Below are 19535 nucleotides of genomic sequence, written 5' to 3' on the forward strand. Positions count from 1 at the left end.
ACCCGAACCGCGCCGCAGCTGCAACCGCTATTCCTGTTCGATCAGGTATTCTGGCTCCAGCACGACAACCGTCGGACGGTCCGGCAGGTTTGCCAGCGACACCTCGATCGAACTGCCGCCCGCATGCTGGACGGCGAACACATCCGAGATACCGGTCAGAAAGGCACCCAGCGAATAGCGCGAAAACCAGTGCATCGGAATGATCACCGAGCTTTTGAGCCGCCGCAGCGTCTGGATCATTTCGGGCAGCGGCATTGTGGTGCCGCCATCCACCGCCGCCATCACCACATCCAGCCGCCCCAACGCGGCAAATTGTTCATCCGTCGGCACGTGATGCAGATGGCCCAGATGACCAATGCACAGCCCCTCGACCTCGAACACGAAGATCGAATTACCCTCGTCCTCGCGCCCGCCATATTGCGAGCGGATATCGGTTGAAACGTTGCGGATCAGGATCTCACCCAGATCGAGATAGTGATCGATTCCCTTCCCGAACTCGCCCCACCCCTCCAGCACATGCGGGATCGCCGGATCAGGAAAGGCGGTCCAATGGGTGTCATGGGCGTGGTTCATCGTGACAATATCGGGGATCAGGGGGGCAGAGCCGACAAAACCGGTGAAATCTGTCACCGCGGTCAACCCGCCGCGCGTCTGGATCAGAAAGCTGGCATGCGCGATATAGCTGATCCGCACTGAATATTCCGGCACCGGCTCCTGCCAGTTCGCCTTATGCAGATAGCTGATCCCCGGCGCGGCATCGGCAACAGCGATGCAGTGGCTTGGCCGCCGCTCCTGCGCCGCCGCGCCGCTCGTCATCAGTATCAATGCCAGAATGATCCACCGCATGATGGGAGTTTAGCGCAACCATCCCACAAGTCACGTCCCTATCCGGTCAACGTCTTGCCACGCCGGTCCGAGCGCAGACAGGCATAGAGCACATGGGTCCGCCAGCGCCCGTTGATCTGCAGATAAGACTGCGCGACGCCCTCGTATTTGAAGCCGGAGCGTTCCAGCAATCCACGAGAGGCCTCGTTTCCCGGCAGGCAGGCGGCTTCGATCCGGCTCAGGTCGAGCCGGGCAAAGGCGTAATGCACCACGGCACCGATGGCCTCGCGCATATAGCCCTGCCGTGCATGGGCTTCACCGGTCCAGTATCCCAGCGTGCCCGCCTGTGCAGGGCCGCGCCGGATATTGTCCAGCGTGATCGCCCCGATCAGCCGATCATCCGAACGGCGGAACAGAAAAAGCGGCACCGCCGTGCCGCCCGCGACCGAGCGCTGCGCCCAGTAGACGCGGTTGGTGAACGCCTTGCGGCTCAGGTGATCGGGGGCCCAGCTGGGCTCCCACGGGACAAGGAAGTCGCGGCTGGACTGACGCAGCGCCGCCCATTCCCGGAAATCGGAATGGACCGGCGGGCGCAAGCTCAGCCGCTCGGTCTCAAGCTTCAGTCTGCGTTTGCCTAGCAGCATCACGCTGCCCGCCGCTCCTGCAAGTCGGCAAGGCTGGGTGCTCCGGCAACCGGGCCGTAAAGCGCCAGCGCGGCGGGTGCATGACCCGCCATCCGCGCGGCAAAGGCTTTCACATCCGCCGTGGTCACCGCATCGATCTTGGCGATGGCCTCGTCCAGCGAGGGCACCTCGTCCCAGATCTGCACCAGTCGCGCCAGACGTTCTGCCCGGTTCGAAGGGCTTTCCAGCCCCATCAGCATCCCGGCCTTCATCTGCGCCCGCGCCCGCGCGACCTCTTCCTGCGTCATGTCGTCGGCGGCGCGCTTCATCTCGTCGATGGTGATTGCGGCCAGCTCGCCGACCTGCTCGGCCGAGGTACCGGCATAGATGGTCGTGGTGCCGGTATCGGCATAAGCGCCGGTCTGGGCAAAGATCGTGTAACACAGGCCGCGCACCTCGCGGACCTCCTGGAACAGGCGCGAGGACATACCGCCACCCAGCGCGCTGGAATAGATTTGCGCGGTGTAGATCTCATCATCGCGATAGCCCGGCCCTTCGAGCGCCAGCGCGAAATGCGCTTGTTCCAACTCTTTGTCGTGTCGCGCCTCACCGCCGATGAAGCGGGCAGGCTCGGCGATCAGACCCTTGCGCGGCTCGAGGTGGCCGAACATCTGTTCCGCTGCTTTCACCAGCGCGTCGTGATCGACCGCACCGGCAGCGGACAGAATCATCTCTTCCGGCCCGTAATGCTCGGCCACAAAGGCCGACAGATCCTCGCGGGAAAAGACGCTGACGCGCTCGGTGGGGCCGAGGATGGTGCGGCCCAAAGGCTGGTCGCGATAGCTTTCTTCCTGCAGCCAGTCAAAGATCACGTCATCGGGCGTGTCATGCGCCTGACCGATCTCTTGCAGAATGACACCACGCTCCACCTCGATCTCGCGCGGGTCGAAGACCGGGTTCATCACGATGTCGCCGATCACATCCATCGCGAGCGCCACATCCTCTTTCAGGACGCGGGCGTAATAGGCGGTCACTTCGCGCGAGGTATAGGCGTTGATATAACCGCCCACATCCTCGATTGCCTCGGCGATCTGGAGCGCGCTGCGTCGCGCTGTGCCCTTGAACGCCATATGCTCAAGGAAATGCGCGATGCCGTTCTGTTCGATCCGCTCATGCCGCCCACCGGCGGTGACCCAGATGCCGATCGCCGCCGATTGCAGCCCCGGCATGTGTTCACTGACAATGCGAAATCCGTTGACCAATTGATCCTGTTGTACCGTCACGCAGGTATATGCCCTTTGATATGTTCTTCTATTGTGCCCAGATCATTGGCGATGCGGGTCACCCGTTCCGACCTCTCATACAGGTCCGACATGCGCGGGGGAAGAGGCGGAAATACGCCACTCGCCTTCTCGACCGCTACGGGGAATTTCGCGGGATGCGCCGTAGCCAATGTGATCATCGGCACATCAGATTTGCGTTGTTCTTCCGCGACTTTAGCGCCGATGGCGGAATGAGGGCAAAGCAGCTCGCCGCTTGACGCCAGTGTCGATTTTATTGCCGCCATCGTCTCGTCTTCCGAAACCCGGCCCGAATCAAAGCTCTCATGCAACGCCTGCAACGCGCCCTGGCTGACCTCGAAGCCGCCGTCTTTCAGCTCCTCCATCAGCGCAGCGATGGCGCGGCTGTCCTTATCGTAGGCGTAATAAAGCGCGCGTTCGAAATTCGAGCTGACCTGAATATCCATCGACGGGCTGACCGAGGGAATGGTGTCGCCCTTGTGGTATCCCTGCCCCGAGAGACAGCGGTGCAGTATGTCGTTCTGGTTGGTTGCCACCACCAACCGGTCGATGGGCAGGCCCATGCGCTCGGCTAGATACCCTGCAAAGATGTCACCGAAATTGCCGGTGGGCACGGTGAAGCTCACCTTGCGGTGCGGCGCGCCCAGGCTGACGGCGGAATAGAAGTAATAGACGATCTGCGCCAGCACGCGGGCGAAATTGATCGAGTTCACCCCGGCCAGCTTGACCCCATCGCGGAAGTCGAAATCGTTGAACATATCCTTGAGCGCGGCCTGGCAATCGTCGAAGTCACCATCCACGGCCAGCGCATGCACGTTGCTATCTGCGGGCGTGGTCATCTGGCGGCGCTGCACCTCGCTGACGCGGCCATGCGGGTAGAGGATGAACACATCCACCGCATCCAGCCCCCGGAACGCCTCGATCGCTGCCGAGCCGGTATCACCACTGGTCGCCCCCACGATCGTCACCCGCTCGCCGCGCTTTTTCAGCGCCACCTGAAACAGCTGCCCGATCAGCTGCATGGCGAAGTCCTTGAAGGCCAGAGTCGGGCCGTGGAACAGTTCCAGCAGGAAGTGATTTTCGTTGAGCTGTTTCAGCGGCGCGCGGGCCGCGTGACCAAACCCCGCATAAGCGCGGGTGATGATGTCACGGAACTCCTGCTCGTTGAAAGAGCGGTTCACATAGGGCCACATCACGCGAAAGGCGATTTCCTCGTAAGGCTGCCCCGCCATCGCGGCGATCTCGTCATGGCTCATCTGCGGGATTTCTGATGGCAGGTAAAGCCCGCCATCACGCGCAAGCCCGGTCAGCATCGCCTCTTCAAAACTCAGTTCGGGCGCCTGCCCGCGGGTCGAGATGTATTTCATGCGGTCTCGCTTTCAGGTCGGGCGCGGGTGCGCCACAGGAAGAACCCCGTCATCCCGGCCCAGACGGCGGCAAGGCCAAACCAGGTGACGGCATATTGCAGATGGTCGTTCGGGATGCCGACGCTGTCCACCGGCAGGGGCGTTATATTCGGATCGGTCGGGCTGCGCGCAATCAGCAGGATCGGTTCGGTGCCCAGCGCCTCGGCCAAGGCGGGCACATCGCGGGCGAACCAGATGTTTTCCTTGGTGTCCGGTTCGGGCGTGAAGCTGTCGATTTCCTGCGGCCAATGCAGATTGCCCGTAACCTCCATGATGCCCAAGGCGCGGGGCGTATCGCGCTCCTCCAACGGTATGAAACCCCGGTCTATCAAGATCATGCGCCCGTTGGTCAGAAACGGCGCGATGATGCGATAACCGGGTCCGACCCGCTTGAGCGAAACCAGCACATGGAGCTCGTCTGGCCGCATCTCTCCGGTGACGGTCACGGGGCGGTAGCGGTTGACATCCGGATCAGGATTGTCTGGCAAAGCGGCGGGCGCGCCGCTGATGCGGGCGTCGATATCGGCCAGCACGCCCTCTTTCCAGGCCAGCCGCTGCACCTGCCAACTGCCCAGCGCGACAAGCACACCGAACCCGGCCAGTCCAAACATCAGCAAGAACAGAACGCGGCGCATCTGGAGTTCCGACAATTATCATCCACGCGGCAGCACCGCGCGCTGCCTTGTTTCCTTTGCCCGGGTCGAATTTGCAACCATGCAATTGCACAAGGACCCGCATCGCGGCCTCCGGGAACGAAAAAAGCCGCGTGTGAGCGGCTTGAAAGCGGTTTGCCAACCGCTTGGACAAGGCGTTTTGACACGCCTTGTCTGCGAGGTCGCCCGCTTAGTAGAGCGGCGCCTGTCCCCAGATATAGACGGCCACGAAGAGGAACAGCCAGACAACGTCCACGAAGTGCCAGTACCAGGCCGCCGCCTCGAAGCCCACATGCTTCTCGGGGGTGAAATCTCCCCTCAAAGCCCGGATCAGGCAGACCGTCAGGAAGATGGTACCGATGACCACATGGAAGCCATGAAAGCCAGTCGCCATGAAGAAGTTCGAGTAAAACTGATCGCCACCAAAGGTCCAGTCTTCGTGCAGCAGCAACTCGGCATATTCATAGGCCTGCAGCGCTGTAAAGGCGATGCCCAGAACGATGCCGATGGCCAGGCCCTGAACCAGCGCCTTGCGGTCGCCCTCATGTACCAGCGCGTGGTGCGCCCAGGTTACAGCACAGCCCGATAGCAGCAGCACCAGCGTGTTGATCAGCGGCAGGTGGAACGGGTCGACCGCATGGATCGCAGGCGCGACGTATTCGGATCCCACATAGTCCTGCATTGGGTAGATGCGATGTTTGAAGAAGGACCAGAACCAGGCGAAGAAGAACATCACCTCGGACATGATGAACAGGATAAAGCCATAGCGCAGGCCGATCCGCACCACTGGCGTGTGATCCCCGACACGGCTTTCCACCACCACCTCGGACCACCAGGCGAACATGGTATAAAGCACGCCGACAAAGCCCATCCAGAACATCCAGGCCGTGATCCCGTGCATCCACAGCACCGCGCCAAACAGCATGACAAAGCCGCTGATCGCACCGATGAGCGGCCAGATAGAGGGGTTCAGAATGTGATAGTCGTGGTTCTTAGCATGTGCCATGAGTGTCCCTCACCTTGCGGCTTAATTCGTAGTGGTTTGCGCCTGCGTATCGAGGGCGGCATATCCCTCGGGCAGATCTATTTCGTAGAAGGTATACGACAGCGTGATCGTATGTACATATTTGCCATCCCGGTCATCGACGATTTCGGGGTCGACAAAGAAGGTCACCGGCATCTGCACCCGCTCGCCGGGCTGCAGCACCTGCTCCTCAAAGCAGAAACAGGCGATCTTTTCAAAGAAACCGCCCGCCGTATACGGCGTCACATTGTAGGAGGCTTGCCCCGCAACGGGGCGATCGGTCGGGTTATAGGCCTCATAAAATGCCAGTCCGGTTTCACCGATGCGCAGTTCCATCTCGCGCTCCATGGGAGTGAATTCCCAGGGCATGCCCCGTTCCCTGGAGGCGTCAAAGCGTACCTTGATGGTCTGGTCGAGGATCGTATCAGAGCTTTCGGTGGCAACACCGGTCACGCCGCCAAACCCCGTGACCCGGCAGAACCAGTCATAAAACGGCACCGAGGCCCAGGCGAGACCGCCCATCAGCACCACAACGCCCACGGTCTGCAGCACGGTTTTCTGAGGTCCGCTGATCGCCATCAGTTTTGCACCTCGCCACGCGGCGGTTCAAAATCGCCACGGGTCACTTTGACCACAGTCAGGCCAAAGACAATCACGATGAAAGCCGCCAGCGTCAGCGCGACGCCCAGGTTCCGGCCATAGCGGCGCTTGTGCAACTCATGGGTCTGGCGCAGGCTCATGACCAGCCTCCCAGCCCGTAGGGTTTGAGCAGCGCCTCGACCAGAATCGCGCCGAAATGCAGGAACAGGTAAAGCAGCGACAGTTTGAAGAACCCGCGCTCGACCTTGAAATTATCGGCCTCGGACATGTCTTCGTCGCGGCGCCAGATGCGCCACGCACCGCGCAGGAACAAGGCGTTCAGCACCAGCGCAACCGCCAGATAGATCGGACCGCCAATGCCCGAAAAGGCAGTGCCGACGGCCAGCAGCGACAGCAGCGCGGTATAGACAAGGATGTGAACCCGCGTGGCGCGGCGACCATGGGTCACGGTCAGCATGGGCACGCCCGCATCGTCGTAATCGGTGCGCATGAACAGCGCCAGCGCCCAGAAATGCGGCGGCGTCCACATGAAGGTCAGCGCGAACATCAGCCAGGGCTCGATCGACATGGTGCCGGTCGCGGCGATCCACCCGATCACTGGCGGGAAGGCCCCCGCCGCACCGCCTATCACGATGTTCTGCGGTGTCGAACGCTTGAGCCACATGGTGTAGACCACGGCGTAGAAGAAGATGGTGAAGGCCAGAAAGGCGCCCGCGAAGATATTGGTCGCCAGACCCAGCATGATCACGCTGAGCCCCGACAGCGCCAAACCCAGTGCCAGCGCCTCGCCCGCTTCGACCTTGCCAGCCGGGATCGGACGGCCCTTGGTGCGTTTCATCACCTTGTCGATATCAGCGTCCCACCACATGTTGAGCGCGCCTGATGCACCGCCCCCGATGGCAATGAACAGGATCGCACAGAACCCGATCACCAGATGCACGGGCACCGGTGCGGCCAGCAGACCAACCAGCGCCGTGAACACCACAAGCGACATCACGCGGGGTTTCAGCAGGGCGAAATAATCACCGAAGCTGGCCTCGTCCTGGCGGCCCACGCTCTGGGCTGTGCTGGCATTGATGCTCGCGTCGCTCATCTTGGTCCTTTTGGGTCGAAAGGTGCGTGAAATCACGCACCCTGCATCACGTCGTTCTCAGGTGCTACGTTACTTGGACGCCACATCATAGCTTTGAGGCAGACCGGCATATTCGTCGATCGCACCCTTGAGCCATTCATCATAAGCCTCCTGGCTGACCACCTTGACGGTGATCGGCATATAGGCGTGATCCTTGCCGCACAGCTCGGAACACTGACCGAAATAGATGCCTTCTTTCTCGGCCTTGAACCACAGCTCTGCCAGACGTCCCGGCACCGCATCCTGCTTCACGCCGAAGGCGGGGATGGTCCAGGAGTGGATCACGTCCGCCGCGGTCACCTGCATCACGACAATCTTGTCGACCGGAACAACCACGGCCGTGTCGGTGGCCAGCAGATACTCATCCTGGCTGTAACCGGCTGCTTCCAGACCCTCGCGGCCCAGCATGAAGCTTTCGAACTCGAACTCGTGATCGACGTATTCATAGCCCCAGTACCACTGGTAGCCGGTAACCTTGATGGTGATATCCGCCTCGGGGATTTCCTGCTGCTTGAACAGGACCGGCAGCGAATAGGCTCCGATCAGCACAAGGATCAGGATCGGCCCGATAGTCCAGGCGATCTCGACCGGGGTGTAGTGCGAGAAATTCGCAGGCTTCGGATTCACCCGGCTGTTGAACCGGAAAATCGCATAAACCAGCAGGCCGGCAACAAAGACGCAGATGATCGTGATGATCACCAGAATCAAGTTGTCCAGCGATTGCAGGTCACGGGCCAGTTCGGTTGCTGCGGGCTGAAACCCGATGCCGCGATCGACGGGCTTGCCGATTATCTCAAGCTCCTGCGCCATGGCCGGTAGGCTCGTAAGGGTGGCGAGAAGCCCCGAAAGCGTCAAAACGTTCTTCATTTTCTGTCCTGATCGGTTGATCTTTGCGTCCCTGTCCGGCCGAGATGAATCAATTGAGATTCCGACCGTTGTCATTGGCTGCGGTAAAAACCATATTCCGGGAGGCAGATAAAGCAAAATGCTTGCGTCAAACAGACGCTATTTTTGATCTGGATCAAATAAAGAGACCAATACCCATGGCTGAGAGCCCCTTCCGCCCCTTTGACACCGCCCTTCCGCAGGATGAAGCGCTGGACGTGTTGCGCCACGCCACCAGCGGCGCGGATGACGGGGAACTCTTTGTCGAGCGCCGCCGGTCCGAGTCGCTGACCTTTGATGACGGGCGGCTGCGCAGCGCCTCTTATGATGCGGCCGAGGGGTTCGGGTTACGCGCGGTCCGGGGCGAGGTGGCGGGTTATGCCCATTCCACCGATGTCTCGATACCGGCTTTGCGACGGGCGGCGGAAACCGCGCGGCTTGCCGTGGGCGATGGCGGCGGAACGCTGGCTGATGGCCCCGCCCCCACCAATACCCGCCTTTACACCGATGAAGACCCGATTGCCTCGGCCGAGTTTCCGGTGAAAATCGAAACCCTGCGTGAGATTGATGCCTTTACCCGCGACCTTGATTCGCGCGTGGTGCAGGTGACAGCCTCGATCGCCGCCTCGCTGCAAGAGATCGAGATTCTGCGTCCCGACGGCGCGATTGTGCGTGACACACGCCCGATGACCCGGCTGAACATCTCGGTCATCGTTGAACAGTACGGACGCCGCGAAAGCGGGTCGGCCGGTGGCGGTGGCCGTGTCGGGCTCGACGGGCTGATCGACCCGGCGGACTGGCAGGCCAGAGCGCGCGAGGCCTTAAGAATCGCCAAGGTGAACCTGGATGCGGTGCCTGCCCCTGCCGGGGTGATGGAGGTGGCGCTGGGGCCGGGATGGCCCGGCATCCTGCTGCACGAGGCGATCGGCCACGGGCTGGAGGGCGATTTCAACCGCAAGGGCAGTTCGGCCTTTGCCGGGCTGATGGGCCAGCAAGTGGCGGCCAAATGCGTGACCGTTCTGGATGATGGCACGATCCCGGACCGGCGCGGCTCGATCTCGGTAGATGACGAGGGTACGCCTTCGGGGCGGACCACGCTGATCGAGGACGGTATTCTGGTGGGCTACATGCAGGACCGGCAAAACGCGCGGCTGATGGGTGTGGAACCCACCGGCAACGGGCGACGGCAGAGCTACGCCCATAAACCGATGCCACGCATGACCAACACCGTGATGCTGGGCGGCGATGCAAAACCCGAGGATCTGGTGGCCGACATCAAGGACGGCATCTGGGCGGTCGGTTTTGGCGGCGGTCAGGTGGATATCACCAATGGCAAATTCGTGTTCTCCTGCACCGAGGCCTACCGGGTCGAGAACGGCAAGATCGGCGCGCCGGTCAAGGGCGCGACGCTGATCGGGGATGGCCCCTCGGCGCTGCGGCAGGTGCGCGGGTTGGGCAATGACATGGCGCTTGATCCCGGCATGGGCACCTGCGGCAAGGATGGGCAATGGGTGCCGGTGGGCGTGGGCCAGCCGACCGTGCTGATGGACGGGCTGACCGTGGGCGGTTCAGCGACCTGAACGGGAGATCCGTCAAACTTCGGTAAATTTGCGCCGATTCATAGGATGTTAACCTCGTGAGTCGTACACCGGTTCTGCACAGAAGCGGAGCCACGGATGACCGAAGATCACATTTCTTCCTATCACCCCCCACTCCCACCCACCACGGAAGACGATCAGATTGCGTGGCTCCGTCTTCTGCGCTCGAGACGGGTTGGTCCGGCGACATTTCGTCGGCTCATGTCGGAACATGGCACAGCGCAGAATGCGCTGGTGGCGTTGCCCGAAGTGGCACGCAAGGCCGGGGTCGAGGATTATGAAACATGTCCCCCCGGTGTGATCGAGGCAGAGTTCAAGGCCGCAAAAGCCGCCCGCGCGCGGCTTTTGTGCCTGGGCGATCCGGACTATCCGCGCCAGTTGATCGACCTGAACGACGCGCCGCCGATTCTCTGGGCGATGGGGGATGTGTCGCTGCTGCACCGTCCGATCATCGCCATGGTTGGTGCGCGCAACAGCTCATCACTTGGGACCCGCATGGCCCGGGCGCTGGCCCATGATCTGGGGGCGCAGGGTTTTGTGATCGTGTCAGGGCTGGCCCGCGGCATCGATACCGCCGCGCATCTGGCCGCGCTCAAGACCGGGACCATTGCCGTCATGGCGGGCGGCGTCGACGTAATTTACCCTGCTGAAAACACCCATCTGGCGGGGGATATCGCGATGCAGGGTCTGCGACTCTCCGAACAACCTGCCCGCCTGTCGCCACAGGCGCGGCATTTTCCGCGCCGCAATCGAATCATCTCTGGCCTGGCGCGGGCCGTTGTGGTGGTGGAGGCTGCCGCCAAATCCGGCAGTCTGATCACCGCGCGCGATGCGCTGGATCAAGGGCGCGAGGTGCTGGCCGTGCCCGGCCATCCCTTTGATGCGCGGGCGGCAGGCTGTAACCATCTGATCCGTGACGGCGCGCAACTGGTGCGCAATGCCGAGGACGTGATCGCCGCATTACCAGCCGAGGAGGTCACCGCACCGCAGCCCGACCTTAACACGCTGATGCAGGACCTGCCGCAAACGCCTCAGACGCGGAGCCTGCGCGACACCGCCCAGTTGCACGGTCAGATCCTGAACCGCCTCGGCCCCTCTCCGATCGCCGAAGATCAGTTGATCCGCGATATCGGCGCCGCGCCCGCCGAAATAGGACCCGCCATCGTGGATCTGGAACTTGATGGCAAGATCCAGCGACAGGCGGGTGGTTTATTGGCCCTTGCGCATTGACCGCTGGCCGAGATGGGCATTCTTGCATCAAAGATCGGAGTGGACCCTATCGGAGCCCCTCTCATCCCCGGTCGCGCACCTGCAGAAAATCGCGACCTTTCGTCGGGGCAGGTTCTGGCGGATTGACAATTCCCTCTTGCAACCCACATGTTGCCCGGCCATAGAACGCGCCGTGTCCGTTGCATGAGGTCTGACGATAAATGCCTGTAGTTGTTGTAGAATCCCCTGCCAAGGCAAAAACGATCAACAAATATCTTGGCTCTGACTACACGGTTCTGGCCTCTTACGGCCATGTGCGTGACCTGCCGCCCAAGGATGGATCGGTCGATACCGAGCATGAATTTGACATGAAATGGGAGGTCGGAACTGACAGCCGCAAACATGTCAAAGCCATCGCCGACGCGCTCAAGGACGACAACGAGTTGATCCTCGCAACCGACCCCGACCGCGAGGGCGAGGCGATCAGCTGGCATCTGCAGGAGGCGCTGACCAAGCGCCGCTCGATCAAGAAGGACACGCCGGTCAGCCGGGTGGTGTTCAACGCCATCACCAAATCCGCCGTGACCGAGGCGATGCAGAACCCGCGCCAGGTCGACATGCCGCTGGTCGAGGCCTATCTGGCCCGCCGCGCGCTGGACTATCTGGTGGGCTTCAACCTGTCCCCCGTTCTGTGGCGCAAGCTGCCCGGCGCAAAATCGGCGGGCCGCGTGCAATCGGTCTGCCTGCGCCTGATCGTCGAACGCGAGATGGAGATCGAAGCCTTCAAGCCGGTGGAATACTGGTCCGTAAAGGCCCTGTTCGAAACCCCGCGTGGCCAGACCTATGAGGCGCGGCTGACCACGCTGGCGGGCAAGAAGCTCGACAAGCACGATATCGGCAATGTCACCCAGGCCGAGCTGGCCGTGCAGGCGATCACCAGCCGCGCGCTGAGTGTCGCTGCGGTCGAGGCGAAACCCGCCGCCCGCAACCCTTCTGCCCCGTTCATGACCTCGACCCTGCAACAGGAAGCCAGCCGCAAATTCGGCATGGGCGCGCGCCAGACCATGAGCACGGCGCAGCGGCTCTACGAGGCGGGCTATATTACCTATATGCGAACCGACGGGATCGACATGGCGCCCGAGGCGGTCACTGCGGCGCGCGACGCGATCAAGGATCGGTTTGGCTCGCAATACGTGCCCGACAGCCCGCGTATGTACAAGAACAAGGCGAAGAACGCGCAGGAAGCGCATGAGTGTATCCGCCCCACGGATATGACGCGCGATGCCGAGGCGCTGAAGCTGAAGGAACCGGATCAGCGCAAGCTCTATGATCTGATCTGGAAACGCACACTGGCCTGCCAGATGGCGGCGGCGCGGCTGGAGCGAACCACGGTCGATATCGCCAGCGATGACGGCCAGGTGGGCCTGCGCGCCACCGGTCAGGTGGTGCTGTTTGACGGGTTTATGCGCGTTTATGAAGAAGGCCGCGACGATGTGGCCGATGATGACGACAAGCGCCTGCCCCAGATCATGCAGGGCGAGCGGGCGGTCTTCGCCAAGACCTCGCTCGCCGATCAGTTCGCCAAGGCCACCGGCGAGGCGCAGGTGACCGAAGGCGCAAAAGTAGCCAAAGAAGCGGTGCTGGCCGAAAACGAGGCGGTTCTGGCGCTGCAACACCACACCCAGCCGCCTCCGCGCTATACCGAGGCGACGCTGGTCAAGCGGATGGAAGAGCTGGGGATCGGACGCCCCTCGACCTATGCCTCGATCGTGACGACGATTCAGGACCGCGAATATGTGCGCAAGGACAAGAACCGGCTGATCCCCGAGGAAAAGGGCCGCATCGTCACCATCTTCCTGCTGAATTTCTTCCGCCAATATGTGGGCTATGAATTCACCGCCAATCTGGAAGAGCAGCTCGACAATGTCAGCGCCGGGGATGCCGATTACAAGGATCTGTTGGGCCGGTTTTGGCGCGATTTTTCTGCGGCGATCGCCGAAACTTCGGAACTGCGCATCACCGAAGTGCTCGACAAGTTGGACGAGGCGCTGGCCCCCCAGCTTTATCCGCCGCGCGAGGATGGCTCGGACCCGCGGATCTGCCCCAAATGCGGCGTGGGTCAATTGCATCTGAAAACCTCGCGGACCGGCGGCTTTGTCGGCTGCGGCAACTATCCCGAATGTCGCTATACCCGCCCGATCAGTGGCGACGCCGATGACACGGGCGACCGGGTGCTGGGTGAGGACGAGGGCGACGAGATCAGCCTGAAGAAGGGCCGATTCGGGCCGTATGTACAGCGTGGCGAGCCCACCGAAGAGAATAAGAAGCCTCCGCGCGCCAGCCTGCCCAAAGGCTGGTCGCCGGATGATCTGGACCTTGAGAAGGCGCTTATGCTGCTCTCACTGCCCCGCGAGGTCGGCGCGCATCCCGAGGATGGCGAGATGATCGAGGCCGGGATCGGGCGCTATGGCCCCTTCGTGAAACATGGCCGCCTCTATGCCAACCTCAAGGACGCGGATGAGGTGTTCACCATCGGCATGAACCGCGCGGTCGAGGTGCTGGCGCAAAAGGCCGCCTCGCGCGGTGGGCGTGGTGCGGCGGTCAAGCCCTTGAAGGAATTGGGCGAACACCCGGCAGAGGGCGGTCCGGTGAACGTGATGGAGGGCCGCTATGGGCCTTATGTCAAATGGGCGAAGGTGAACGCCACCTTGCCCAAGGACGTGGAGCCCGCCGACGTGACCATGTTGATGGCTGTCGAGTTGATAGCCGAAAAGGCCGCAAAGAAGGGTGGGCGCAAGAAGGCCGCTCCAAAGAAGAAAGCCGCGCCCAAGAAAGCGACAGCGAAAAAGGCTGCGGCGAAGGACGCCTGAAGCGGCAGTTCCTGCGCGGTCACAAATCCAAGGCGCATTGCGCGGGCGTGCCCGTCCGGGCAGGCGGGGCGCGTCACCTATCGATGTTCTGCACCCGCTGACACCACAAGCCGCTCCAGCACAGTGATATAAGGCGCGGCCTCAGCCCCTTCGGCGATGGCCAGCGCAGCGCGGTCGTAAGCTGCGGAAAGTGTGATCGCCAACGCCTCCAACTCGGCCGCGTCGAGATCGGGGGCCGCATGGGACAACCCGGCGCGCAGGCTGGCCCGCCCGCCCCCGGCATCGATTGCATCCATTTCATCCCAGCCCAGAACCGCCGGGCCGTCCACCAGCAGCAATCGGGCCCGTCCCGGCGCGGCCATGGCTTCGAAATACGCGGCGCTGCCCTGGGCCAGCGGGTTCTGATCTGGATCGGCTGCCCTATCGATGGCCTGCGCCAGCGCCGCGGCTTCGGCAGCAACCACGGCGCGGAACAGATCCTCTTTGTCCTTGTAGTGATGATAGAGCGCGCCGCGCGTCACCTCAGCCGCTTTCACGATCTCGGGGGTGGAGGTCTCGGCATAGCCCTTGTCCAGGAAAAGCCGCCGCGCCGCTGCGATCAGACGCGCCTTCATCGCCGCCCGGCGGTCGGCATTGGGAATCGCTTCAGGTTTCTCTTGCATGCATACAGCCTGTATGTTTATTTGTCACATACATACAGACTGTATGCATATCGGAGGAAACGCAAGATGAAGACCACACAATATTATCCCGTGATCCAGACCGAAGATGTTGCTGGCACCGCTGCTTTCTACGAGGCCCATTTCGGCTTTCGCCCGGCCTTCAGCGCCGATTGGTATGTGCATCTGCAATCCAAAAGCGACCCGTCGGTAAATCTCGCCGTGCTGGATGCCCATCACGAGACCATTCCCGAACCGGGGCGCGGCGCGGTGGGCGGCGTGATCCTGAATTTCGAAGTTGCCGATGCGGCGCAGGAATATCAGCGCCTGAACAACGCTGGCCTGCCAATGCTCAAGCCGCTCACTGACGAGGCGTTTGGCCAGCGCCACTTCATCACGCAGGACCCCAATGGCGTTTTGATTGACATCATCACGCCAATCCCGCCTTCGGCGGAATTTGCTGCGCAGTATACCGAAGATGCGCTGCCTGGCTGACCCAATATCCGTAGAAATACTCGCCCACCCAAGTTTCGTTGACTTCACGGTAACGCGGCGGCACAACCTGTCGCGTCACCAGGATTTGGGGAGCTATCCATGAATAAACTCTATCCCGACGCCGATGCCGCGTTGGAGGGCGTGCTGAAGGACGGCATGCTGATCGCGGCGGGCGGGTTCGGCCTGTGCGGTATTCCGGAATTGCTGCTCGAGGCGATCAAACGCTCGGGCGTCAAGGACCTGGCCTTTGCCAGCAACAATGCTGGCGTCGACGATTTCGGGATCGGCATTCTGTTGCAGACCCGACAGGTCAGCAAGATGATCAGCTCTTACGTGGGCGAGAATGCCGAGTTCATGCGCCAGTATCTGAGCGGCGAGCTGGAGCTTGAGTTCAACCCGCAGGGCACTCTGGCCGAACGCATGCGCGCCGGTGGCGCGGGCATCCCCGGCTTCTACACCAAGACCGGTGTGGGTACCGTGATCGCCGAGGGCAAGGAACACAAAGACTTCCCCACAGGCCCCGATGGCCAGCCCGAGACATATATTATGGAGCAAGGCATTTTTGCCGATCTGTCCATCGTGAAAGCCTGGAAGGCGGATGAGACCGGCAACCTGGTTTTCCGCAAGACCGCGCGCAACTTCAACCAGCCCGCTGCCACCTGTGGACGGATCTGCGTGGCCGAGGTCGAAGAGATCGTGCCGACCGGCTCACTGGACCCGGATTCGATCCACCTGCCCGGCATCTATGTGCATCGCGTGATCAGCGGCAGCCATGAAAAGCGCATCGAACAGCGCACCACCCGCAAGAAGGAGACCGCCTGATGCCCTGGGATCGGAACCAAATGGCCGCCCGCGCGGCGCAGGAATTGCAGGATGGCTGGTATGTGAACCTCGGCATCGGCATCCCGACGCTGGTGTCGAACTACATCCCCGATGATGTGCATGTGACGCTGCAGTCCGAAAACGGCATGCTGGGCATGGGCCCCTTCCCTTATGAAGGCGAAGAGGACCCCGATCTGATCAATGCGGGCAAGCAGACGATCACCGAACTGCCTCAGACCGCCTATTTCGACAGCGCCCAGAGCTTTGCGATGATCCGTGGCGGCAAGATCGCGATGGCGATCCTGGGCGCGATGGAAGTGGATGAAAACGGTGATCTGGCCAACTGGATGATCCCCGGCAAACTGGTCAAGGGCATGGGTGGTGCGATGGATCTGGTCGCGGGCGTCGGCCGCGTGGTGGTGGTGATGGATCACACCAACAAGCATGGCGACAGCAAAGTGCTCAAGGAATGCACCCTGCCGCTGACCGGCAAAGGCGTCGTCGATCGCATCATCACCAATCTGGGCGTTCTGGATGTTGTAGATGGCGGATTGAAGATCGTGGAACTGGCCGAGGGCGTCAGCGAAGACGAAATGCGCGCCGCAACGCAGGCAACGCTGGTCGACTGAACGATCTTTCGAACAAATTCATGGCCCCTGCCACCGCGCGGGGGCCGTTTTCATGTCTCGCGGATCAGTTCATGACCGTAAAGACGCAACCATCCGTGATAAGCTCGGGCGGCGTGGCGCAGAGGCCCCGGGCGGTCTGAAACGCGGCCAGCACCTTTGGCACATAGTCGCGGGTTTCGGCAAAGGGCGGCACCCCCTTGTGTGTCCGCACTGATCCCTCGCCAGCATTATAGCCTGCCAGCACCAGAATCGGATCGTTGTCGAACTCGTTCATCAGCCAATCCAGGTATTTGACGCCCCCGGCGATGTTGTCCTGCGGCGACAGACTGTCCTCAACGCCGAAACGCTCGGCTGTGGCGGGCATCAACTGCATCAACCCTTGCGCCCCGGCCCCGCTGACCGCATCGGGTTTGCCAGAGGATTCCACCGCGATCACCGCCAATACCAGCGCGGGCGAGACATTTGTGCCAACGGTGGATTGCAGGATCGGTACGCCGCGCTCTTTTGCGATATCCTGCATCGATTGCAGGCGCGGCGCGGCGACCCCCCCATCGCTGACCGCCTGCATTGCCTCGTTCAGACGCCCCGGCTTCGAATCCGCCATCGCCGGAGAGACCTTGTCCCAGAACCACGCATAGCTGGCCTTGGGACGATCCGGTGCAGCGTTCGGCGCATTTGGGACCTGCGGCGCTGCGGGCGCCATGACGACCTCTTCAACGGGTTCCCGATAGCCGGTCGATGGCGCGAAGGGGGCTTTGGCATGTTCTTCAGGGGATATTTGCACATTGATCCGCGCGCCCGACCCGGCGGATGGCGGCTTCACACGTTTCGACAGGGCCTCGGCCAGGCCGGACTCGGGCACACCCGCGCCCAATACAAGACCTGTGGTGACGACGAGTCCCCCCAGCCTCAAGGATTTGTTGAGAAACATCTGCTCTTCTCATCGTTATTTTGAGTCTTTCTCCCCCCAAACAGGGCTCTTAGACCAGAAAAACTGTATGAAATGAGGCATTTTCGCCCAAATTGCCGCCATTTTGCATCGCCCACCAACGCACAAGAAAAAAACCCACGTATAGTTTTTCTTAAAAATCAAAAGGTTATCAATTTTATGAGCGAAAAGTTAAACTTAGGCACGAAAATCCGCGTTTTGGCCCAATTCCTGCCACGCGGAACAGGCAAAACTCTATGCATACCACGACGGACACGGGCCACGAGAGAGAGACGGTTCAAACGGACGGCGAGGTTAACGAAACATACCGTGATCCTTAGGAGGGACATACAATGATCAAATTCTTCAAAAACTTCCGCAAAGACGAAGACGGCGCCGTGACTGTTGACTGGGTCGTTCTGACCGCAGCTGTTGTTGCTCTGGGCGCAGTTGCCTACCAGGGCATCGCAGACGGCGCATCGGGCCTCGCAGGTAATGTGAACTCCGCAATGACCGGCACGACCGTTACTGTTGGCACCGGCGGTGCGATCTCGGGCGGCACTGGCGGCTAAACCAAACTAATCCGAATTGTAGGGGCCATGCCTTGCGAAAGGTGTGGCCCCTATTTTATCGGGGGTACTGTCAAATGATGCCAAAACATCTCAGATACTTCCTGAGATCGGAACTTGGTGCTGTAACGGTCGATTGGGTTGTACTTACCGCTGTCGTTGTCGCGATGGGCGGGGCAACTGTGGTTGCGCTCGGGGGAACGCAAGGCGATGGATTTGCGGATAACATAGGCAGGCAGATCGGCGAAGCCGAGGTTCAGATAATACTGCACCCGGAATCCGATTGAAGCACTAACGCGTGACTATGGACGTTTGGTTCAAAATCTCCGCAAACAGCGTGCTTTGTCCCTTATTTCGACACATTTCATGTGTATGAAAAACTGGTTCAGTGCGTGCCGGGCTACCGACATGCTCTGAACCGCAGCAGATATGAGGTGCGGGAATGCGAGCAGTATTTGGTCTTGTCCTGATCGTTGGGGTGGCGCTGGCCGGAGGCGCCGTAATGATGGCACGTGGCTATATCGAAGAACATCGCCTACAGCTTGCGCAAGAACGCCAGGCGCGCGCGCAAATCGTGCCGACGCAAGAGGTGCTGGTTGCGAACACGCAACTGAGATATGGCGCGCAACTTGAACCTGAGCATGTGCGCGTGGTCAGATGGCCGGTAGACGCAATACCGGAAGGCACTTTCACCAATGCCGAAAATCTGTTTGCTGCAGAGGCAAAAGACAACCGCTTTGTCATCCGCACTATGGAAAAGGGCGAAGCGATCATGGCGGTCAAGGTCACAGAGATCGGTGAGGATGCCGGGTTGACCTCTCGCCTAGAACGCGGCATGCGCGCCTTCGCTGTAAAGGTGGATGTGACCAGCGGCGTGTCGGGCTTCCTGCGCCCCGGCGACAGGGTCGATGTCTATTGGACGGGTGGCACCGGTGGGGCCATCGAAGGCGAAAGTGGTGAGGTAACGCGCCTTATCCAAACGAATATTCAACTGATCGCAATTGATCAGCAAGCTGGAAACGAACGCAACGGCGCTTCGATCGCCCGTACAGTGACCGTTGCTGCCAAGCCCGAGCAAATCGCAATTCTGGCGCAGGGCCAGAACACTGGCAAACTCACGCTCGCCCTTGTCGGCGCGACCGATGACACAGTCGCCTCCACTGTGGAGGTCAACAAGCGCGCCCTGCTGGGATTGGGAGATCGCGAAGTGGTACCCGAAGTGCAACAGAAAAAGGTCTGCACGATCCGCAACCGGCGCGGAGCGGAAGTGATCGAAATCCCGATCCCTTGCACAAACTGACGCCTTT

Annotated in this window: 20 protein-coding genes; 8 read left to right on the top strand and 12 right to left on the bottom strand. The window is 61.2% G+C overall.

Translation table 11 applies throughout. The features are described from left to right. Window positions 1-27: 27 nt before the first annotated feature. The 10 genes from Q5Y75_RS25325 to coxB all read right to left on the bottom strand — a co-directional run bounded on the left by Q5Y75_RS25325 (window position 28) and on the right by coxB (window position 8431). Window positions 28-846, bottom strand: coding sequence for an MBL fold metallo-hydrolase (locus tag Q5Y75_RS25325; RefSeq protein WP_306202790.1), 819 nt, complete (start codon window positions 844-846; stop codon window positions 28-30). A gap of 38 nt (window positions 847-884) precedes the next feature. Beyond that, window positions 885-1469, bottom strand: coding sequence for a GNAT family N-acetyltransferase (locus tag Q5Y75_RS25330; protein WP_306202792.1), 585 nt, complete (start codon window positions 1467-1469; stop codon window positions 885-887). After that, window positions 1469-2731 carry a M16 family metallopeptidase gene (locus tag Q5Y75_RS25335; RefSeq protein ID WP_306202794.1) on the bottom strand — a complete coding sequence of 421 codons (1263 nt, stop codon included), beginning with the start codon at window positions 2729-2731 and terminating at the stop codon, window positions 1469-1471. The genes Q5Y75_RS25330 and Q5Y75_RS25335 overlap by 1 nt, the downstream gene beginning before the upstream one ends. Beyond that, a complete protein-coding gene (gene thrC, locus Q5Y75_RS25340; RefSeq protein WP_306202795.1) occupies window positions 2728-4116 on the bottom strand; it encodes a threonine synthase in 1389 nt (462 codons plus the stop codon). Before thrC ends, Q5Y75_RS25335 begins: the two co-directional genes overlap by 4 nt. Beyond that, complete coding sequence (locus Q5Y75_RS25345) at window positions 4113-4790, bottom strand: SURF1 family protein (RefSeq protein ID WP_306202797.1); 678 nt, start codon at window positions 4788-4790, stop codon at window positions 4113-4115. Before Q5Y75_RS25345 ends, thrC begins: the two co-directional genes overlap by 4 nt. Before the next feature lie 208 nt (window positions 4791-4998). Next, window positions 4999-5814 carry a cytochrome c oxidase subunit 3 gene (locus tag Q5Y75_RS25350; RefSeq protein WP_306202799.1) on the bottom strand — a complete coding sequence of 272 codons (816 nt, stop codon included), beginning with the start codon at window positions 5812-5814 and terminating at the stop codon, window positions 4999-5001. A gap of 21 nt (window positions 5815-5835) precedes the next feature. Then, window positions 5836-6411: a cytochrome c oxidase assembly protein gene (locus Q5Y75_RS25355; protein WP_306202801.1), complete on the bottom strand. Its 576-nt coding sequence runs from the start codon at window positions 6409-6411 to the stop codon at window positions 5836-5838. Beyond that, window positions 6411-6572: a cytochrome c oxidase system small membrane protein gene (locus Q5Y75_RS25360; RefSeq protein WP_306202803.1), complete on the bottom strand. Its 162-nt coding sequence runs from the start codon at window positions 6570-6572 to the stop codon at window positions 6411-6413. Before Q5Y75_RS25360 ends, Q5Y75_RS25355 begins: the two co-directional genes overlap by 1 nt. After that, on the bottom strand, window positions 6569-7525 hold the full coding sequence (gene cyoE, locus Q5Y75_RS25365) for a heme o synthase (protein ID WP_306202805.1): 957 nt from the start codon (window positions 7523-7525) through the stop codon (window positions 6569-6571). The genes Q5Y75_RS25360 and cyoE overlap by 4 nt, the downstream gene beginning before the upstream one ends. 69 nt (window positions 7526-7594) lie before the next feature. After that, window positions 7595-8431: a cytochrome c oxidase subunit II gene (gene coxB / locus Q5Y75_RS25370; protein WP_306202807.1), complete on the bottom strand. Its 837-nt coding sequence runs from the start codon at window positions 8429-8431 to the stop codon at window positions 7595-7597. 176 nt (window positions 8432-8607) lie between these two features. Between coxB and tldD the strand changes: the two genes are divergently transcribed. From tldD to topA, 3 genes are all read left to right on the top strand, one after another. Next, entirely contained in the window at window positions 8608-10029 is a 1422-nt protein-coding gene (gene tldD / locus Q5Y75_RS25375; protein ID WP_306202809.1) for a metalloprotease TldD, read from the top strand. A 96-nt stretch (window positions 10030-10125) separates the two neighbouring features. Continuing rightward, window positions 10126-11277, top strand: a complete 1152-nt coding sequence (gene dprA / locus Q5Y75_RS25380) for a DNA-processing protein DprA (RefSeq protein ID WP_306202811.1) — start codon at window positions 10126-10128, stop codon at window positions 11275-11277. 200 nt (window positions 11278-11477) lie between these two features. After that, entirely contained in the window at window positions 11478-14126 is a 2649-nt protein-coding gene (gene topA, locus Q5Y75_RS25385; RefSeq protein ID WP_306202813.1) for a type I DNA topoisomerase, read from the top strand. 77 nt (window positions 14127-14203) lie between these two features. On the opposite strand, the gene Q5Y75_RS25390 is transcribed toward topA, so the two are convergent. After that, on the bottom strand, window positions 14204-14788 hold the full coding sequence (locus Q5Y75_RS25390; RefSeq protein ID WP_306202815.1) for a TetR/AcrR family transcriptional regulator: 585 nt from the start codon (window positions 14786-14788) through the stop codon (window positions 14204-14206). A gap of 66 nt (window positions 14789-14854) precedes the next feature. On the opposite strand from Q5Y75_RS25390, the gene Q5Y75_RS25395 reads away from it, so the two are divergent. From Q5Y75_RS25395 to Q5Y75_RS25405, 3 genes are all read left to right on the top strand, one after another. Further along, entirely contained in the window at window positions 14855-15280 is a 426-nt protein-coding gene (locus Q5Y75_RS25395; protein ID WP_306202817.1) for a VOC family protein, read from the top strand. Between the two features lie 99 nt (window positions 15281-15379). Beyond that, window positions 15380-16102 (top strand): CoA transferase subunit A, encoded by a 723-nt coding sequence (locus Q5Y75_RS25400; protein ID WP_306202819.1) that lies wholly within the window; start codon window positions 15380-15382, stop codon window positions 16100-16102. Beyond that, window positions 16102-16731, top strand: coding sequence for a CoA transferase subunit B (locus tag Q5Y75_RS25405; protein ID WP_306202820.1), 630 nt, complete (start codon window positions 16102-16104; stop codon window positions 16729-16731). The genes Q5Y75_RS25400 and Q5Y75_RS25405 overlap by 1 nt, the downstream gene beginning before the upstream one ends. Before the next feature lie 64 nt (window positions 16732-16795). On the opposite strand, the gene Q5Y75_RS25410 is transcribed toward Q5Y75_RS25405, so the two are convergent. Beyond that, window positions 16796-17662, bottom strand: a complete 867-nt coding sequence (locus tag Q5Y75_RS25410; RefSeq protein ID WP_306202821.1) for a lytic transglycosylase domain-containing protein — start codon at window positions 17660-17662, stop codon at window positions 16796-16798. Window positions 17663-18012: 350 nt separating this feature from the next. Between Q5Y75_RS25410 and Q5Y75_RS25415 the strand changes: the two genes are divergently transcribed. Continuing rightward, a complete protein-coding gene (locus tag Q5Y75_RS25415) occupies window positions 18013-18231 on the top strand; it encodes a hypothetical protein (RefSeq protein WP_306202823.1) in 219 nt (72 codons plus the stop codon). Between the two features lie 439 nt (window positions 18232-18670). Then, window positions 18671-19528 (top strand): Flp pilus assembly protein CpaB, encoded by an 858-nt coding sequence (cpaB, locus tag Q5Y75_RS25420; protein ID WP_306202825.1) that lies wholly within the window; start codon window positions 18671-18673, stop codon window positions 19526-19528. Window positions 19529-19535: the final 7 nt, after the last annotated feature.

Origin of the sequence: Ruegeria discodermiae (genome assembly GCF_030758345.1) — a bacterium.
Classification (GTDB): domain Bacteria; phylum Pseudomonadota; class Alphaproteobacteria; order Rhodobacterales; family Rhodobacteraceae; genus Ruegeria_C.

Coding starts and splice junctions, on each gene's coding strand:
- Q5Y75_RS25395 (WP_306202817.1), top strand. CDS start 14,855: ATGAAGACCACACAATATTATCCCGTGATCCAGACCGAAGATGTTGCT.
- dprA (WP_306202811.1), top strand. CDS start 10,126: ATGACCGAAGATCACATTTCTTCCTATCACCCCCCACTCCCACCCACC.
- Q5Y75_RS25360 (WP_306202803.1), bottom strand. CDS start 6,572: ATGAGCCTGCGCCAGACCCATGAGTTGCACAAGCGCCGCTATGGCCGG.
- Q5Y75_RS25330 (WP_306202792.1), bottom strand. CDS start 1,469: ATGCTGCTAGGCAAACGCAGACTGAAGCTTGAGACCGAGCGGCTGAGC.
- tldD (WP_306202809.1), top strand. CDS start 8,608: ATGGCTGAGAGCCCCTTCCGCCCCTTTGACACCGCCCTTCCGCAGGAT.
- Q5Y75_RS25350 (WP_306202799.1), bottom strand. CDS start 5,814: ATGGCACATGCTAAGAACCACGACTATCACATTCTGAACCCCTCTATC.
- thrC (WP_306202795.1), bottom strand. CDS start 4,116: ATGAAATACATCTCGACCCGCGGGCAGGCGCCCGAACTGAGTTTTGAA.
- Q5Y75_RS25400 (WP_306202819.1), top strand. CDS start 15,380: ATGAATAAACTCTATCCCGACGCCGATGCCGCGTTGGAGGGCGTGCTG.
- Q5Y75_RS25325 (WP_306202790.1), bottom strand. CDS start 846: ATGCGGTGGATCATTCTGGCATTGATACTGATGACGAGCGGCGCGGCG.
- Q5Y75_RS25405 (WP_306202820.1), top strand. CDS start 16,102: ATGCCCTGGGATCGGAACCAAATGGCCGCCCGCGCGGCGCAGGAATTG.
- Q5Y75_RS25355 (WP_306202801.1), bottom strand. CDS start 6,411: ATGGCGATCAGCGGACCTCAGAAAACCGTGCTGCAGACCGTGGGCGTT.
- cyoE (WP_306202805.1), bottom strand. CDS start 7,525: ATGAGCGACGCGAGCATCAATGCCAGCACAGCCCAGAGCGTGGGCCGC.
- topA (WP_306202813.1), top strand. CDS start 11,478: ATGCCTGTAGTTGTTGTAGAATCCCCTGCCAAGGCAAAAACGATCAAC.
- Q5Y75_RS25345 (WP_306202797.1), bottom strand. CDS start 4,790: ATGCGCCGCGTTCTGTTCTTGCTGATGTTTGGACTGGCCGGGTTCGGT.
- cpaB (WP_306202825.1), top strand. CDS start 18,671: ATGCGAGCAGTATTTGGTCTTGTCCTGATCGTTGGGGTGGCGCTGGCC.
- coxB (WP_306202807.1), bottom strand. CDS start 8,431: ATGAAGAACGTTTTGACGCTTTCGGGGCTTCTCGCCACCCTTACGAGC.
- Q5Y75_RS25415 (WP_306202823.1), top strand. CDS start 18,013: ATGATCAAATTCTTCAAAAACTTCCGCAAAGACGAAGACGGCGCCGTG.
- Q5Y75_RS25390 (WP_306202815.1), bottom strand. CDS start 14,788: ATGCAAGAGAAACCTGAAGCGATTCCCAATGCCGACCGCCGGGCGGCG.
- Q5Y75_RS25410 (WP_306202821.1), bottom strand. CDS start 17,662: ATGTTTCTCAACAAATCCTTGAGGCTGGGGGGACTCGTCGTCACCACA.